Annotated in this window: 15 protein-coding genes; 2 read left to right on the top strand and 13 right to left on the bottom strand. The window is 60.6% G+C overall.

Annotation, left to right across the window (positions count from 1 at the left end):
• Positions 1-15: 15 nt before the first annotated feature.
• The 6 genes from atpA to CCGE525_RS19765 form a co-directional block, all read right to left on the bottom strand.
• Positions 16-1545 carry a F0F1 ATP synthase subunit alpha gene (atpA, locus tag CCGE525_RS19740; RefSeq protein WP_120705759.1) on the bottom strand — a complete coding sequence of 510 codons (1530 nt, stop codon included), beginning with the start codon at positions 1543-1545 and terminating at the stop codon, positions 16-18.
• Positions 1545-2111, bottom strand: coding sequence for a F0F1 ATP synthase subunit delta (locus tag CCGE525_RS19745; RefSeq protein ID WP_120705760.1), 567 nt, complete (start codon positions 2109-2111; stop codon positions 1545-1547). Before CCGE525_RS19745 ends, atpA begins: the two co-directional genes overlap by 1 nt.
• Before the next feature lie 261 nt (positions 2112-2372).
• A complete protein-coding gene (locus CCGE525_RS19750; protein WP_120705761.1) occupies positions 2373-2756 on the bottom strand; it encodes an AGROH133_08824 family phage infection protein in 384 nt (127 codons plus the stop codon).
• A 95-nt stretch (positions 2757-2851) separates the two neighbouring features.
• Complete coding sequence (locus tag CCGE525_RS19755; RefSeq protein ID WP_120706510.1) at positions 2852-5083, bottom strand: primosomal protein N'; 2232 nt, start codon at positions 5081-5083, stop codon at positions 2852-2854.
• A gap of 159 nt (positions 5084-5242) precedes the next feature.
• Positions 5243-5713 (bottom strand): GNAT family N-acetyltransferase, encoded by a 471-nt coding sequence (locus CCGE525_RS19760; RefSeq protein ID WP_245472047.1) that lies wholly within the window; start codon positions 5711-5713, stop codon positions 5243-5245.
• Positions 5710-6666: a GNAT family N-acetyltransferase gene (locus CCGE525_RS19765; protein ID WP_120705762.1), complete on the bottom strand. Its 957-nt coding sequence runs from the start codon at positions 6664-6666 to the stop codon at positions 5710-5712. The genes CCGE525_RS19760 and CCGE525_RS19765 overlap by 4 nt, the downstream gene beginning before the upstream one ends.
• 244 nt (positions 6667-6910) lie before the next feature.
• On the opposite strand from CCGE525_RS19765, the gene CCGE525_RS19770 reads away from it, so the two are divergent.
• The gene (locus tag CCGE525_RS19770) at positions 6911-7846 is read left to right on the top strand and encodes a tyrosine recombinase XerC (RefSeq protein ID WP_120705763.1); all 936 of its coding nucleotides are present in this window, start codon (positions 6911-6913) and stop codon (positions 7844-7846) included.
• Between the two features lie 130 nt (positions 7847-7976).
• Positions 7977-9068 (top strand): TraB/GumN family protein, encoded by a 1092-nt coding sequence (locus CCGE525_RS19775; RefSeq protein ID WP_120705764.1) that lies wholly within the window; start codon positions 7977-7979, stop codon positions 9066-9068.
• A 236-nt stretch (positions 9069-9304) separates the two neighbouring features.
• On the opposite strand, the gene lpdA is transcribed toward CCGE525_RS19775, so the two are convergent.
• From lpdA to CCGE525_RS19810, 7 genes are read right to left on the bottom strand one after another with little or no spacing between them, the layout of a single operon-like run.
• The gene (lpdA, locus tag CCGE525_RS19780) at positions 9305-10711 is read right to left on the bottom strand and encodes a dihydrolipoyl dehydrogenase (RefSeq protein ID WP_120705765.1); all 1407 of its coding nucleotides are present in this window, start codon (positions 10709-10711) and stop codon (positions 9305-9307) included.
• 29 nt (positions 10712-10740) lie between these two features.
• Entirely contained in the window at positions 10741-11379 is a 639-nt protein-coding gene (locus tag CCGE525_RS19785) for a LysE family translocator (RefSeq protein WP_120705766.1), read from the bottom strand.
• Between the two features lie 18 nt (positions 11380-11397).
• Positions 11398-12153 carry an SDR family oxidoreductase gene (locus CCGE525_RS19790; protein WP_120705767.1) on the bottom strand — a complete coding sequence of 252 codons (756 nt, stop codon included), beginning with the start codon at positions 12151-12153 and terminating at the stop codon, positions 11398-11400.
• The gene (locus tag CCGE525_RS19795) at positions 12150-12653 is read right to left on the bottom strand and encodes a hypothetical protein (RefSeq protein WP_120706512.1); all 504 of its coding nucleotides are present in this window, start codon (positions 12651-12653) and stop codon (positions 12150-12152) included. Before CCGE525_RS19795 ends, CCGE525_RS19790 begins: the two co-directional genes overlap by 4 nt.
• Before the next feature lie 20 nt (positions 12654-12673).
• Positions 12674-13423: a DUF4241 domain-containing protein gene (locus tag CCGE525_RS19800; RefSeq protein WP_120705768.1), complete on the bottom strand. Its 750-nt coding sequence runs from the start codon at positions 13421-13423 to the stop codon at positions 12674-12676.
• Between the two features lie 14 nt (positions 13424-13437).
• Positions 13438-14679: a 2-oxoglutarate dehydrogenase complex dihydrolipoyllysine-residue succinyltransferase gene (gene odhB, locus CCGE525_RS19805; protein WP_120705769.1), complete on the bottom strand. Its 1242-nt coding sequence runs from the start codon at positions 14677-14679 to the stop codon at positions 13438-13440.
• A gap of 33 nt (positions 14680-14712) precedes the next feature.
• On the bottom strand, positions 14713-15033 hold the full coding sequence (locus CCGE525_RS19810) for a YciI family protein (RefSeq protein WP_120705770.1): 321 nt from the start codon (positions 15031-15033) through the stop codon (positions 14713-14715).
• Positions 15034-15049: the final 16 nt, after the last annotated feature.

Genomic DNA, 15049 nt, shown 5'->3' on the forward strand with positions numbered 1-15049 from the left:
AGAAGTGAGGCCCGATCAGGCGAAAGACTTGGCGTAGCTGTCGAGAGCAGCGATGAGCTTGCCCTTGGTCGCATCGCTGATGGTCTTTTCGGTGCGGATCGCGTCCAGGATGTCCTTGCCTTCCGACCGCAGGTACGAAAGCAGCCCCTGTTCGAATTTGCCGATCTGCGGAACGGTGATCTTGTCGAGATAACCGTTGACACCGGCAAAGATCACCGCAACCTGCTCCTCCGTCTTCAGCGGCGAGAACTGCGGCTGCTTCAGGAGCTCGGTGAGGCGGGCGCCGCGGTTCAGCAGGCGCTGCGTTGCGGCATCGAGATCCGAACCGAACTGAGCGAAGGCTGCCATTTCGCGATACTGGGCGAGCTCGCCCTTGATCGAACCGGCAACCTGCTTCATCGCCTTGATCTGCGCGGACGAACCGACGCGCGAAACCGAGAGACCGACGTTAACGGCCGGACGGATGCCCTGATAGAACAGATCGGTTTCAAGGAAGATCTGGCCGTCGGTGATCGAGATGACGTTGGTCGGAATGAAGGCCGAAACGTCGTTGCCCTGCGTTTCGATGACCGGCAGAGCGGTTAGCGAACCAGCGCCCTGCTCATCGTTCATCTTGGCGGCGCGCTCGAGGAGGCGCGAGTGCAGGTAGAAAACGTCGCCCGGATAAGCTTCGCGGCCAGGCGGGCGGCGCAGCAACAGCGACATCTGACGATAGGAAACAGCCTGCTTCGACAGATCGTCGTAGCCGATCAGGGCGTGCATGCCGTTGTCACGGAAATATTCGCCCATGGCGCAACCGGCGAACGGCGCCAGGTACTGCATCGGGGCCGGATCCGAAGCCGTTGCAGCGATGATGATCGAGTACTTCAGCGCACCGCGCTCTTCGAGCACCTTGACGAACTGGGCGACGGTCGAACGCTTCTGGCCGACAGCGACGTAGACGCAGAACAGCTTTTCGCTCTCCGGACCTTCATCGTGGATAGGCTTCTGGTTCAAGATCGTGTCGAGGATGATGGCGGTCTTGCCGGTCTGGCGGTCGCCGATGACCAACTCGCGCTGGCCGCGGCCGACCGGGATCAGCGCATCGATGGCCTTGAGGCCGGTCGACATCGGCTCATGAACCGACTTGCGCGGAATAATGCCCGGAGCTTTGATGTCAACGCGCGAGCGGCGAGTCGCATTGATCGGACCCTTGCCGTCGATCGGATTGCCAAGCGCGTCGACAACGCGGCCGAGCAGTTCCGGACCGACCGGAACGTCAACGATCGCACCGGTGCGCTTGACGGTGTCGCCTTCCTTGATGTCGCGGTCGGAGCCGAAGATAACCACGCCGACATTGTCGGATTCGAGGTTCAGCGCCATACCACGGATGCCGCCGGGGAACTCGACCATTTCGCCGGCCTGAACATTATCCAGACCGTAAACGCGGGCAATACCGTCACCGACGGAAAGAACCTGGCCGACTTCGGAGACTTCAGCTTCCTTGCCGAAGTTTTTGATCTGATCTTTCAGAATTGCGGAAATTTCCGCGGCGCGGATATCCATCAGCCGACCTCTTTCAATGCAAGCTTAAGGGTGGAGAGTTTGGTGCGAAGGGACGTATCGATCTGGCGGGAGCCGACCTTGACGATCAGGCCGCCGAGGATCGACGGATCGACAGTGACGACAATCGCCACGTCCTTGCCGGTGACGCCCTTCAGCGCCGCCTTCAGTTCATCTTCCTGCGCCGGTGTCAGCGCATGTGCCGAGGTGATCTCGGCGGAAACTTCGCCGCGATGCTGGGCAGCAATGACGCGGAAAGCCTTGATCATGCCCGGCAGCGCAAAAAGGCGCCGGTTGCCTGCCACGACCTTGAGGAAATTGGTGACGTAATTGCCGAAGCCCGCCTTTGTTGCCAGCGCCTGGACGGCACCGACTTGCTCTTCAGCCGAAAAGACCGGGCTCAGGACGAGACGCTTCAAATCATCGCTGTCATCCAGCATGGCTTGGAACCGATCGAGATCGGCGGTCACCGCCGGGACGGCGCCCTCCTCCAGAGCCAGCTCGAACAATGACGAGGCATATCGCTCTGCAACACCAGAAATATGCTGGGATGTGTCTGCCACGGGCAAAAAATTCCCTGATTTCAACCCAAGAATTAAGCTTCCGAAATACGGAAGCACATGCTCTTGAATTCGTTTTGATTTCCCCCAGAAATCAGCAGGGGCTTCCCCCTACCTCATCCGAAATTCGGGGTTCGTCTAACATAGGATATTGAGACTCGCAACACGCGTATTCGCCGAATACGCTATTCGGGCGAATTTATGATGGCAAAAATTGAAAACCATGGGGATAGAGCCGGCAATAGTTGCCGTAGTAAGAGCATTTTCGGCTCAAATATAGCCCAATCCGTAAAGAAGCGGTAGAGCCGCCAAGATCGCCTGGACAACCAGAAGTAACATGCTCACGATCACGCTCCCCCGATCCGACATCATGGAGAGGATTCGGCCAAAGGCGGCAACTGCGAAGGATGCCCCGAGCGCCAGATAGATCATCGGCTGGGCCAGCAGAATCGCGACCAATCCGAAACCAAGATAGAAGCCGCCTACCGAGCGCCCTTCGGCATAGGCTTCCGGCCGCCCTTCACGCACCTGCAGCTTGAGGAAACGATAGGTATATCCCGGTGCGAACATCGCGATGAGGCCGATGAGTGCCGTGAATGCCGCCGAGCAATAGGCAAGCCGCTCGCCGAGGTCAGTCGGAAAATAAAGCTCCATCGGTCGTCCCCAAATCACTTTTAATATTGTTGGCGTCTTATGACATGAAGCGGCGGAACAGGGGAAGACGCCGGGAAGGCATCGTTCTCGCGAAACTACAAGAAACTCTGCGGATCGATATCCAATTGCACATGCACGGACCCGCGCTCCTTCGGCGCCTGCGCCAGCATGGCTCTCAAAAAACCTTGCATGTCGGAATTGCGCTTGCCGTGTACCAGCAGACGGAAACGATGCCGGCCGCGCACCAGGGCAAGCGGCGCTTCGGCTGGCCCAAGAACGGAAATGCCCTGCACCTGCGGCGCAGCACTGCGCATGCCGCGGGCATGCGTCTCGGCATCCTGGCGCGTTTCGGCAGAAACGATGATCGAGGCGAGGCGCCCAAAGGGCGGCAACACAGCCCTCTCCCGCTCCGAAATCTCGCGCTCGTAAAATGCGCCGGCATCGCCGGAGACGATCGCCTGCATGACCGGATGCTGAGGCTGATAAGTCTGCAGCAATCCGTGGCTCTTCAGCCCCGTTCGCCCCGCGCGCCCGGTCACCTGCGACAGAAGCTGGAACGTTCGTTCGGCGGCACGGGGATCGCCATTGGCAAGGCCGAGGTCGGCGTCGACAATGCCGACCAGCGTCATCAGTGGGAAATTATGACCCTTGGCGACGAGCTGCGTACCGATAACGATATCCGCTTCACCCTTGGCGATCGCATCGAGCTCCAGCCGCAGCCGCTTGACGCCGCCCATGATGTCGGAAGAGAGCACGATCGTCCGTGCGTCCGGGAAATGCCGCTCCACCTCCTCGGCGATGCGTTCGACGCCCGGTCCGCAGGCGACGAGATGGTCGAACGTGCCGCATTCCGGGCAGGCTTCCGGCGTCCGCTCTGCATAGCCGCATTGATGGCACTGGATCTGGCCGCGGAAACGGTGTTCCACCAGCCAGCTCGAACATTGCGGACATTGGAAACGATGCCCGCAAACGCGGCAGAGTGTCAGTGGCGCATAACCGCGCCTGTTGAGGAAGAGGAGCGACTGCTCTCCCTTCTCCACCGTCTTGCCGATCGCCCGGATCAGCAGCGGCGACAGAAAGCCGCCGCGCTCGGGCGCATGCCGGCGCATGTCGATCAAATGCAGGTCCGGGAGAGCCGCATCGCCGAAGCGGGTCGGCAGATGGATGGTGCTGTAGCGCCCGCTCTGGCCGTTGACCTGGCTCTCGACAGAAGGTGTGGCCGAGACCAGCACCACCGGGAAATCGCCGATCCGGCCGCGCACGACCGCCATGTCGCGGGCATTGTAGTAGACCCGATCCTCCTGCTTGTAGGCGGGATCATGTTCTTCGTCGACGATGATCAGGCCGAGATCTTCGAAAGGCAGGAACAGTGCCGAGCGTGCGCCGGCAACGACGCGGACCTCGCCGGTCACCGCCTGCCGCCAGACCTTTTCGCGCATGCGCGGTGCCAGATCCGAGTGCCATTCGGCGGGCTTGGTGCCAAAACGATCCTGGAAGCGCTCGAGGAAACTGGCGGTCAGCGCAATTTCCGGCAACAGGATCAACACTTGCTTCCCGCGCTTCAGCGTCTCGGCGATCGCCTCGAAATAGACTTCGGTCTTGCCTGAGCCGGTGACGCCGTCGATCAGCGATACCGAGAATTCGCCCTTGCGCACCTCTGCAAGGATTTCATCTGCCGCTTCGCGCTGCGGACCTTCGAGTCGCGAGGCGATATAGTCCGGATCGGGCTTGGCGACGACGGGCGGCGGCGGCAGGAACACGGTTTCGAAAATGCCTTGCGTGATCAGTCCGTCGACTACACTGGTCGAAACACCAGCCGCGTGCGCCAAGCCAATGCGCGTCCAGGACAGCCGATCGGCGGCCGTCTCCATGACCCTTATGCGTGCTGGCGTCAGCCGCTCCGGCTGGCCACCGACTAAGCGCAATCCCTCGACCATCGGTTCGGGATCGAAGGCCGCCGGCGCGCGCAACGCCATGCGCGCCACCAGCCCTGGCGGCGACAGCGTATAGGCGGCAACCCAATCGACGAAGTCGCGCATTTCCTTCGTGAGCGGCGGGCAATCGAAGACATGGCTGATCGGCCGCAGCTTCTTCGGATCGACGCCGCCTTCGTCGTCGCCATCCCAAACGACGCCGATCACTTGCCTCGGCCCGAGTGGCACCTGCACGACCGAGCCGGGCTCGACTGCCATGCCTTCCGGCACCGCATAGGAATAGGCCTTCGGCGCCGGCATCGGCACCAAGACCGGGACCGCGCGGGTCATGGTCGGGTTTGCGGGCGCAGCCTCAAGAAGCGCGCCAAACAGATCGGACGAATCTTTACTCATCGCGCCAGACCATGCCCCGAGCGGTCGCAAAAAGAAACCCACGTTGCCATGTTGTTCCCGTTCTTCATTTCCGCTGTCGCTCGCTCCGCAACTGAACCGGTTACCCTCCATTTTCACCGATGAGCAGGTTCACGCCGACAATATCCATGCGGATCGAACTCAATCGAGCCGAAGGATATGTGAATAGCCATCACTACAAGCCTGCTGAAAGCCAAGTGCTTCCCAGAATGCCGGCGCGTCCTCAGTCGCGGCGTAAACAGTCAGCAAAGACGTCGCCGGCCGGGCCCGATCAATTAGGCTGCTTGCCAGCATTCGACCAATGCCCCGCCGCCGCATCGACGGATGGATATAAAAGCGGCGCATGCGCAGCGCACCGGCAATCCCGGGCTCAAAAGTCACACCGCCGACGCCCGCAAGCTTGTCGCCCGCATAAGCCGTCAACAGGCATTCGCCGCTCCGATCGAAGCGATTTCGACCATCGGACCACTCATCGATCAATCGATCGAGAAAGCGAAAGCCCTCGCTCCTCGCCTCGATTGCCAATGAATGGATTGCCTGCGGCAGGGAACCGAAGACTGGACGAATATCGATCTCACTTGCCATCGACATGCCGCGAAGGATGCTCGTCAAACGGAATGTTCCGCAACGACAGCGGCCATATCCTGGCCAGTAGCCGGAGTACTGACGGGCGTAAAAGTCGCATTGCCGTCCGCAGCCAGATCGAACACCGTGTGCTTTTCCAGCGCCTTCGTCACGTCGTTGACGTCGCCGTCCAGATGCTCGACCGGGATGAGATTGCCGATAAGGAAATCGAAGCGGTCACCGCGCTTGTTGAGGAGCTCGTGGAACACCGTCATGTCCCGCAGTTCCGTCGACCATTTCGCGAACCAATAGAACAGCCCGGAATTGCGCGCCGTCAGATGCACCGGCAGGATCGGTAGGTTGTATTTGCGCGCCAGCCCCACGGCCGATGTCTTCCAGGGTCGCTCGTTCAGCTTGCCGTTTGCCCAATAAGCGATGCGGCCGGAAGGGAAGAGCACGGTGACCTTGCGATCGGCAACGGCACGATTGGTGAGCTGCAGCGTTTCGCGCGTCTTCAGCTTGCTCTTATGTTCCTCGCGCCATTCGACCGGGATGATCATCTCTGCGAATCGCGGATTGACGCGAACGGCGTCGCGATTGGCGAAAACCATCATATCGGGCCGGCGCGTCTTCAGGAGATCGAAAACGGCGACGCCGTCGGCAATGCCGGTCGGATGGTTGCTGACCAGGATAAACCCGCCGGAAGCGGGTATGCGCTCAGCATTGGTAACCCCGATATCGAGTTTCAGCAGATCGCTCATATATTCGAAGCACTGGAAACCCGGCAGATTGGCGACATCGTTGGCAAATTCGATGGCCTTGCTGTAGCGCAGCAGCGTGTAGAGAAAGGGCCGCATCAGCGGCCAGAGCGGGTTGCGAACGATCTTCTGGCCACGCTCGGCGATCAGCGTATCGACAATATGTCCGGGCTGGCCCTGGGACACCAAAGCGATCGCTTCTGCAAGTTGTCCCAATGCAGTTATCGAACCGCGGCGTGCCATGAAATGTCCTGGGTGATTGGGTTATACTCTATCGCAATCGAATATGATCGAAGCATGACAAGCGCCTCGCGTATAACCCGCTTAAATCGAATTTTATTTAAGCAATGTCTTATACGCAGTTGAAAAGTACTACTGCGGTCTTTCCGCACGCAAAGGAGGCACGGCGCAGTAGGAATGTTAGCGATTCCATAACCTTCCCTCCTTCAAAGTGGCAGAAGGAATTTGAATTTCAAGGGGTTTTCCACTGAACGAGTTGCTGATTATCGCCGATCCCAAGCTGATGGCCGAACGCAGCCGCTGGTTGGATGCACTCGGCCAGGAGCGGCGGCTCTCCGCCCACACCCTGGATGCCTATGAACGCGACACGCGACAGTTCCTGACCTTTCTGACCGGCCATCTCGGCGGTCCGACGACGATCAAGGATATTCACGCGTTACGCCCCGCCGACTTCCGCGCCTTTCTAGCTGCGCGCCGCAAGGATGGCGCGGGCGCGCGATCGCTCGGGCGCAACCTCGCCGGCCTTCGTTCACTGTTGCGTTATCTCGAAAAGAAGGGTCTGGTAAATGCGGCCGGCGCCGGCGCCGTGCGATCGCCGAAGCAACCGAAATCGCTCCCGAAGCCGCTATCGGACACCCAGGCGATCACCGTCGTCAGCGATGAGGCGCAGATGCATGACGAACCATGGATCGCCGCGCGCGACACGGCCGTACTGACCCTGCTCTACGGCTGCGGCCTGCGCATTTCCGAAGCGCTCAATCTGACGCCGGAAGATGTGCGCCCCGGCGCGACGGCGCTGCGGATCACCGGCAAGGGCAACAAGACCCGGCTGGTGCCGCTGCTGCCCATCGTCGTCGAGGCGGTTGAGAAATACCGCGCCCTCTGCCCCTATCATCTCGACGCAGGCACTCCGCTCTTTCGTGGCGCGCGCGGCAACAAGCTGCAGGCCGGCATCATTCAGCGCGGCATGCAGAAGCTGCGCAGCGCCTTCGGCCTGCCGGACTCGGCGACACCGCATGCACTACGGCATTCTTTCGCCACGCATCTGCTCGCTGGTGGCGGCGACCTGCGCACGATCCAGGAATTGCTTGGCCATGCCTCCCTTTCGACGACGCAAGTCTATACCGGTGTCGATTCATCGCGGCTGCTGGAGGTCTATGATCGGGCGCATCCGCGGGCGTAAGAAAACATTAACCCCTCGTGTTAAGGGAATATGCGTGTCCGAAAGGTAGAGCAGAAGCATGTGTCGGCATATCTCGCGAAAGCCACGTTCGCGCTTTAGGAGTCGTGCCCTCTGCCAGCGGAAGGTTTAGATGATTTCTGCCCTCGAACCCAAGACGATGCGGTCGATGAAACCGGCAATCGGCGATCTCCTCCTTTGGCTCGCCACAGCTTTGCCGTTGATGCTGGCAGTCCTGTTGATCGCAACCATACTCAGCTTGCAGTTGGCGCATGCCGACGAGACACCATCCGACAGCTGCGGCGGCAAGAATCTGATGGCTGAACTGCAGAAAAGCGATCCCGTCAAATATGTTTCCATCATCGCAGCCGGCGACAAAGTGAAAAACGGTAAGGGTATCTTCTGGAAGATCGAAAAGCCCGGCCTGAAACCGTCCTGGCTGCTCGGCACCATGCATGTCAGCGATGTGCGCATACTGACCATGCCGAAGGGCGCAGCCGAAGCAAGTGCTGCCGCAGACACGATCGTCGTCGAATCCGATGAAATCCTGGACGATAAAAAAGCGGCGGCGGCTCTCTTCGTCAATCCGTCGTTGACCATGCTGACCGACGGCTCGACCATCAGTCAGCATTTGTCGCCCGAAGACAATGCCAAGCTGGAAGCGGGCCTGAAACAGCGCGGCGTGCCGCTTGCCGCCGTATCCCATATGCAGCCCTGGTTGATCTCGAGTTCCTTCGAACTGACCGCTTGCGAAGTCCGCCGCAAGGCGGCCGGCATGAAATTCCTCGATCAAAAACTAGCAACCGACGCCTCCGCCGCCGGCAAGCAGGTCAAGGGCCTGGAAACTCTGGCTGAACAAGCCAAAGCCATGAGCGATCTGCCGATCGAACTGCATCTGAAATCGCTGATCCAGACACTGGAACTTGGCGACAAGATCAATGACGTCAACGAAACGATGACCGATCTCTATCTTGCCGGCAATGTCGGAGCGATCGTACCGATGCTGAAAACTATCGAACCTGACGAGACCCTGTCCGACGAAGACACCGCCACCTTCGAACAGCGAATCATTCTCGACCGCAACAAGGTGATGGCGGAGCGCGCAGCGCCGATCCTCGCCAAGGGCAACACCTTCATCGCCGTCGGCGCGCTGCATCTGGTCGGCGATCAGGGTCTCGTGGAACTGCTGCGCAAGCAGGGTTTCACGATGACGGCGGTCGATTGAGCGAGTTTGGCGACGCCGGATAGGGTTGTTTCGAGGAGAATTTGTGCCCTGCCCCTCACCCTAACCCTCTCCCCGCCTTGCGGGGAGAGGGAACAGGCTCAACATTTGCCGTTCTCTCAAAGCGCTGATCTTGCACAGTAAATCCCCTCGCCCCGCAGAAGCGGGGAGAGGGTTAGGGTGAGGGGCCAGGCGTGAAATTGCCGCATCGGCGCACTCGCCTGACCTGCCCCCAATCCTCACATATGGATCGGCTTGAAGAAGGTCGCGAGCGCTGCTTCCTTCACGGCTTCCGACATGGTCGGATGCGCGTGGCAGGTGCGGCCGAGATCTTCCGACGAGCCGCCAAATTCCATCAGTACGGCAATCTCGTGGATCATTTCGCCGGCGCCGAAGCCGACGATGTGGCCGCCGAGAACGCGGTCGGTTTGCTTGTCCGCCAGGATCTTGACGAAGCCATCCGCCGCCAGCATGGCGCGGGCGCGGCCGTTGGCGGTGAAGGGGAATTTGCCGACCTTATAGGCGATACCCGCGGCCTTCAGCTCTTCCTCGGTCTTGCCGACAGAGGCGACTTCCGGCTGCGTGTAGACCACGCTCGGAATGACGTCGTAGTTCACATGGCCAGCCTGGCCGGCGAGGATCTCGGCGAGCGCCACGCCCTCGTCTTCCGCCTTGTGCGCCAGCATCGGGCCTTTTACTACATCGCCGATGGCATAGATGCCTGCGACATTGGTCCTGAAGTGGCCATCGATTTCGACGCGGCCGCGATTGTCGAGAACAACGCCTGCCTCTTCCAGGCCGAGACCGGCGGTGTAAGGCTTACGGCCGGTCGACACCAGCACGACATCGGCATCGAGCACCACCTTGTCGCCGCCCTTGACCGGTTCGAAGGTGACCTTGGCGCCATCACCGACCTTTTCGACGCCGGTGACCTTGGCGCTGAGATGGAAATCGATGCCCTGCTTGGCCAGCATGCGCTGGAACTGCTTGGAGACTTCGCCGTCCATGCCGCCTAAAATGGTGTCGAGATATTCGACGACGGTGACCTTGGCGCCGAGGCGCGACCAGACCGAACCGAGTTCGAGGCCGATGACGCCGCCGCCAACGACGATCATGTTGGCGGGAATCTTGTCGAGTGCGATGCCGCCGGTGGACGAAATGATCACTTTCTCATCGATTTCGAGGGATACGCCCGGAATGCCGGCAACGTCGGAGCCGGTGGCGATGACGATGTTCTTGCCTTCGATCTCGGTCACCTTGCCATCGTCGGTCGTGACGGAGACCTTGCCGGCAGCAACGATCTTGCCGGTACCCTGGAAGGCATCGATCTTGTTCTTCTTGAAGAGGAAGGCGACGCCGTCGACGTTCGCTTTCACCGTCGCATCCTTGTGCGCCATCATCTTTGAAAGATTGAGCGTGGGTGCGGCGACTTCGACGCCAAGCGCGTCCATGCCATGGCCGGCATGATGGAACATTTCGGAGGCGTGCAGCAGCGCCTTGGACGGGATGCAGCCGATGTTGAGGCATGTGCCGCCGAACGTGGCACGCTTTTCGACGACGGCCACCTTGAGGCCGAGCTGCGCGGCTTTGATGGCGCAGACATAGCCGCCGGGGCCGGTTCCGATAATGATCACATCGTAGGACATGGTTTTAATTTCCTTGTTTTCTATCTTTGTTAGTCAGTCGCCCGCGCCAATGCGAGGCGGATGCCGAAGCCGACAAGAGCTGCTCCGGTGATGCGGTTGAACCATTTGCCGCTGGCGATGAAGCGATCGCGGACCGGCTTGACGGTGAAGAAGATGGAAACGCCGGCGAACCAGGCGACGAGCGCCGTCGCCATGCCGATGCCGTAGCTGAACTGGATCAGTGCCGGTGTGTCGTGATGCACCAGCGTCGAAAACAGCGACAGGAAAAACAGCACCGGTTTCGGGTTGAGCGCATTGGTGATGAAACCCGTCGCCAGGCAGCGCCAGACGGAAACCGGCTTGCGGTCCTCATCGCCGATCTCGATCTCCTTCACCTTGAAGCCAGGTTGCCGGAAGGATTTGATGCCGAGATAGACGAGATAAAGGACGCCGGCCCATTTGATCAGGCTGAAAAGCATCAGCGATTTCGACACGATCAGGCCGAGGCCGAGAATGGTGTAGCTCACATGAAAGAGCAGCGAGAAGCCCATGCCGAGGCCAGTCATGACTGCCGCGCGGCGGCCATGCACAATGCTCTGGCGCAGGATGACGGCGAAATCAGCGCCCGGTGCAACGATGAAAATCGAAAACACCGCCATCAGGCCGAGGAATTCCAAAACATATTGCATGGTCACTGCCTTCTCAGATCAACGGCCGCCGCTCACATCGAGGATGGCGCCCGTTATATAGGATGCCTGAGCCCCCAACAGGTAGAGGATGGCGTCAGCGACTTCTTCCGCCGTCCCAGCCCTCTTCATCGGCAGTTGTGGAGCGATCTCGCGCGCCCGTTCAGGCAGGCCGGCGGCAGCGTGGATTTCCGTATCGATAATACCCGGCCGCACGGCGTTGACCCTTATCCCCTCGGCCGCCACCTCCCGCGCTAAGCCGAGCGTGAACGTATCGATCGCACCCTTGGACGCCGCATAGTCCACATATTGGCCGCCACCGCCGAGAGTGGCCGCCACGGAGGAGACGTTGACGATCGCACCGCCCTTGCCGCCATGGCGGGTGGACATGCGGCGGATAGCTTCAGCGGCTGCAAGCATCGAGCCGGTGATGTTGATGCGAAACATGCGGTCGAGCCGCTCCGGCGTCATTTCGTCCAGCCGCTGCACACGATCGACGATGCCTGCATTGTTGACGAGACCATCCAGCCGGCCAAAATGCTGGTCGACAGCGGAAAAGATGGATCCGATATCGTCGGCTGAGCCGACATCGCCCGCGATGGCAATCGCCTCGCCACCGGCATCACGGATCGCAGAGACGACCGTTTCCGCAGCCGCTTTGTTCGAAGCATAATTGACCGCCACGGCCCAGCCCTGCCGGGCAGCGGCGATCGAAACCGCCGCCCCGATACCGCGGCTGCCGCCGGTGACGAGAAGAACAGGAGATTTGCCAGTCATTCGCCGCATCCTTTCAAGGTCAAGACATCCCAGGGGGCGACGGTCGCTTTGCCTTTGCCCCAGATAGAGGACTCACGGATCGAAGGGCCGAGCGCCGGCAGGAACAACCGTTCCGCAGCCCCGGCACCCTCCGCCGGCAGGGCACTGATGTTGCCCGTCAGATCGGAGGCATAGATCATCCCCTGCCAGACGGTACAGGCGCGAAGATCGGCGCCCGTCACATCGCCTTCCGGGCAATTGAACATGATCATGCCATTAGCATGCAGCAGATCGTCCGAGCGCATCACGACGCCATCCGCCACGATCGGTGTGTTGCGCACGGTGAATTTGAACTGGTTGCTGACCGCCATCTGGGAACCGACTGGCTCGAAGCGCAGCTCATAGGCATCGTCCATGTCGCCATAAACAGCCTTTTCCTGCACGCATTCGTCCGCCAGCGCCGGCGCGGGAATGGCTGTAAACGCCATCATCGCCCAGTGAACGGGGGCCAATCGTGCCATCGCGCGGTTTGCCGGCATGATCACCCTTCCCCCGGTTCGTGCCGACCGTCTGCATTTTCGGTCACCCCGAAATCCGTGAACAGAACAAGCGGACGATCATTCGCATCGCAACCCCAGAACACCGGGTAGAAGCCATCCCCCCAGCCGCTCCAGAACACCGCGACATTGCCGCGTTTGCCGGCCACCGGCCGATGCATGACATATTTGTCGTCGTTTATCTTGATCTCGGGGGCCAGCACATCATCGTAATAGTTGATGTCTGAAGAGGACTTCTGGGTACGGACCTGCTGTTCTCGCTCCTGGATCAATGGGTAGGTATCCACATCCATGTAGCAACCGAGGCCGGCATCGACTGGATAGCCGAAGAATTCGTCGCCCTTCAACGACGCGATATCCTGGTCGGGAACGAGCGCCAGCTCCCAACGCGCGGGCTTGCCATCGGCAAAGCGCAGACTGGCGGCGGCGATGCGGCCGAAGGCTTCATAGAGCGTCACGGGGTAATTGCCAGGTGGAACGGTCCTAACGAAGGCCGAGCGATCCGGTCCGACCAGCGGATCGCTGGCAACGATGCGGCCAGACGTCAGTTCGAGATCGCCCATATGAAAGACGGTGATCGACCGGGCAGAGAGATCGGCGTCACTGAGCGACGCCAGATCGAGATTGCTGCTGAGCTTTGCTACGTCGAAGTCATCCGCGACGGCGGAAGATGGAATCCACGCGGCGACGGCGCACAAGAGTCCGCGCATCGTCCGCATGGGCCATTTCGACATGAGCCAACGCTCCCTTAGAGATCGAGAACCAGACGTTCCGGATCTTCCAGGCTTTCCTTGACGCGCACGAGGAACGTCACGGCTTCCTTGCCGTCAACCATGCGGTGGTCGTAGGAGAGCGCCAGATACATCATCGGGCGGATGACGACTTGGCCGCCGATGGCGACCGGGCGCTCCTGGATCTTGTGCATGCCGAGAATGCCCGACTGCGGCGCGTTGAGGATCGGCGAGGACATCAGCGAACCGTAGACACCGCCATTGGTAATGGTGAAGGTGCCGCCCTGCATGTCAGCCATCGACAGCGTGCCGTCGCGGGCAGCCTTTGCCAGACGGCCAAGCTCCTTCTCGACCTCCGCGATCGACATCTGGTCTGCATCGCGAATGACGGGAACAACGAGGCCCTTGTCGGTGCCGACAGCCATGCCGATGTGGCAGTAGTTCTTGTAGATAATGTCGGTACCGTCGATTTCGGCGTTGACGGCCGGCAGTTCCTTCAGCGCATGCGTGACGGCCTTGGTGAAGAAGCCCATGAAACCGAGCTTCACGCCATGCTTCTTCTCGAAGATGTCCTTGTACTTGTTGCGCAGGTCCATGACGGCCTTCATGTCCACCTCGTTGTAGGTGGTAAGCATGGCGGCGGTGTTCTGCGCATCCTTGAGGCGCTTGGCGATCGTCTGGCGCAGACGGGTCATCTTGACGCGTTCTTCGCGGCCGGCGTCTTCGACCGGCGTCGGTGCACGGGCGCTGACCGGAGCGGCGGGGACAGAGGCCGGAGCCGAAGCAGCCCTGGCGACGGCGGCAATGACATCACCCTTCAGGACCTGGCCGCGCTTGCCGCTGCCATCGACCTGATCGGCGGAGAGATTGTTTTCGGCGAGCAGCTTGGCGGCAGCAGGTGCCGGCGGCATGGCGGAAGCCGGAGCCGCAACGGCCGGAGCGGCAACCGGGGCTGCCACTGCCGGAGCAGCAGCAACGGCGGCCGGCGCGGCAGCCTGGCTCGGAGCAGCCGCAGCACCGTTACCGGCGGAGATCTGACCGAGCAGCGCGCCGAGGCCGACCGTTTCACCGGCCTGAGCAACGATTTCGGACAAGGTGCCGGCTGCCGGCGCGGGAACTTCGATCGTCACCTTGTCGGTTTCCAGCTCGAGAATCGGCTCATCGACCTTGATGGCATCGCCGACCTTCTTGAACCAGGTGCCGACGGTCGCCTCGCTGACGGACTCGCCGAGGGTAGGAACGCGGATTTCTGTGGCCATTGTTCAAATCCTGATTTTTCGTCGTTATTTGAGTTAGATAGAATTTCCGGCGGCGGACGGCCGCAGAATGATCGAGGGCATCGGCGAGATTTCGGTACGGAAACCGAGCTCGGCGAGAAGGACGGGATCGGCATCACCAAGCGCCTTGGCGGCATCGGCGTCTTCCGCGTCGACGATGGCTATGCCGAAAGCGCCATCGGCTGCGAAGACCGGACCGACGACAATTGCCGTTCCGGCGCTCGCGTGTTGGCGCCAATAGGTGGCATGTTGCTGCATGGCGGCCATCTCCTCCCCTGTGGCGTCATGCGGGAAGCTGGGGCGCGGCGGCACGAGTTTCAAATGAAAATAGGCCATCGCGCACCCCCTTTCC

It is taken from the genome of Rhizobium jaguaris, assembly GCF_003627755.1.
Classification (GTDB): Bacteria; Pseudomonadota; Alphaproteobacteria; order Rhizobiales; family Rhizobiaceae; genus Rhizobium; species Rhizobium jaguaris.